The following is a 2,183-nucleotide window of genomic DNA, read 5'->3' as shown; positions in this document are numbered from 1 at the left end:
GGCATCCACCGTGCGCCCTTTCTAACTTAACCGTTAAAAAGAATCACTATGTGATATCTTGTATTACTAATTGAATGTGATGTCTACTGTTATCTAGTTTTCAAAGAACAACGCATAGGACATGCTAACACATGCGTTGCCACAGGATGTGGCGCATTTAGCAGGTGCTCCTATGTTTGAAGGAATGATCCTTCAAAACTAAACAAGACAGGGAACGTTCTGTTTATAAGACCCAAGGTCTTATATTCCGTATAATATCCTTAGAAAGGAGGTGATCCAGCCGCACCTTCCGATACGGCTACCTTGTTACGACTTCACCCCAATCATCTGTCCCACCTTCGGCGGCTGGCTCCTAAAAGGTTACCTCACCGACTTCGGGTGTTACAAACTCTCGTGGTGTGACGGGCGGTGTGTACAAGGCCCGGGAACGTATTCACCGCGGCATGCTGATCCGCGATTACTAGCGATTCCAGCTTCACGCAGTCGAGTTGCAGACTGCGATCCGAACTGAGAACAGATTTGTGGGATTGGCTTAACCTCGCGGTTTCGCTGCCCTTTGTTCTGTCCATTGTAGCACGTGTGTAGCCCAGGTCATAAGGGGCATGATGATTTGACGTCATCCCCACCTTCCTCCGGTTTGTCACCGGCAGTCACCTTAGAGTGCCCAACTGAATGCTGGCAACTAAGATCAAGGGTTGCGCTCGTTGCGGGACTTAACCCAACATCTCACGACACGAGCTGACGACAACCATGCACCACCTGTCACTCTGCCCCCGAAGGGGACGTCCTATCTCTAGGATTGTCAGAGGATGTCAAGACCTGGTAAGGTTCTTCGCGTTGCTTCGAATTAAACCACATGCTCCACCGCTTGTGCGGGCCCCCGTCAATTCCTTTGAGTTTCAGTCTTGCGACCGTACTCCCCAGGCGGAGTGCTTAATGCGTTAGCTGCAGCACTAAGGGGCGGAAACCCCCTAACACTTAGCACTCATCGTTTACGGCGTGGACTACCAGGGTATCTAATCCTGTTCGCTCCCCACGCTTTCGCTCCTCAGCGTCAGTTACAGACCAGAGAGTCGCCTTCGCCACTGGTGTTCCTCCACATCTCTACGCATTTCACCGCTACACGTGGAATTCCACTCTCCTCTTCTGCACTCAAGTTCCCCAGTTTCCAATGACCCTCCCCGGTTGAGCCGGGGGCTTTCACATCAGACTTAAGAAACCGCCTGCGAGCCCTTTACGCCCAATAATTCCGGACAACGCTTGCCACCTACGTATTACCGCGGCTGCTGGCACGTAGTTAGCCGTGGCTTTCTGGTTAGGTACCGTCAAGGTACCGCCCTATTCGAACGGTACTTGTTCTTCCCTAACAACAGAGCTTTACGATCCGAAAACCTTCATCACTCACGCGGCGTTGCTCCGTCAGACTTTCGTCCATTGCGGAAGATTCCCTACTGCTGCCTCCCGTAGGAGTCTGGGCCGTGTCTCAGTCCCAGTGTGGCCGATCACCCTCTCAGGTCGGCTACGCATCGTTGCCTTGGTGAGCCGTTACCTCACCAACTAGCTAATGCGCCGCGGGTCCATCTGTAAGTGGTAGCCGAAGCCACCTTTTATGTTTGAACCATGCGGTTCAAACAACCATCCGGTATTAGCCCCGGTTTCCCGGAGTTATCCCAGTCTTACAGGCAGGTTACCCACGTGTTACTCACCCGTCCGCCGCTAACATCAGGGAGCAAGCTCCCATCTGTCCGCTCGACTTGCATGTATTAGGCACGCCGCCAGCGTTCGTCCTGAGCCAGGATCAAACTCTCCGATAAATGGATCACAGGTTAAGTTCACCGCATCCTGCGGCGACACCTGTGTGACCTGCGTCGTGCAGGTCCTAGTTTGACTGACTACGCACATCGCTGTGCGATTTATAAAAACTGAATTAACAGGTACGTTTTGTCTTGTTTAGTTTTCAAAGATCATTTTGTTTGTCCGCTTTGTTAAAGCAACTTTATTAGTATACAATGTCACTTCTTCAAAGTCAATAACTTTTTTGAAAAATTACACTAATGTGCAATTGCTTGGCGGCGTCCTACTCTCACTGGGGGAAACCCCCGACTACCATCGGCGCTGAAGAGCTTAACTTCCGTGTTCGGTATGGGAACGGGTGTGACCTCTTCGCTATCGCCACCAAACAA

The 2,183-nt window shown here is 51.4% G+C and carries 2 rRNA genes; both read right to left on the bottom strand.

Annotated features, from left to right (window positions below):
- Positions 1 to 264: 264 nt before the first annotated feature.
- Positions 265 to 1,814 (bottom strand): 16S ribosomal RNA (locus ACFRMN_RS38635).
- A gap of 250 nt (positions 1,815 to 2,064) precedes the next feature.
- Positions 2,065 to 2,180, bottom strand: a 5S ribosomal RNA gene (gene rrf, locus ACFRMN_RS38630).
- Positions 2,181 to 2,183 lie beyond the last annotated feature (3 nt).

It is taken from the genome of Streptomyces sp. NPDC056835, from assembly GCF_042789485.1.
Lineage (GTDB): Bacteria > Actinomycetota > Actinomycetes > Streptomycetales > Streptomycetaceae > Streptomyces.
The sequence above is the reverse complement of the archived record's forward strand: the minus strand, read 5'-3'. Positions and strand labels throughout refer to the sequence as shown.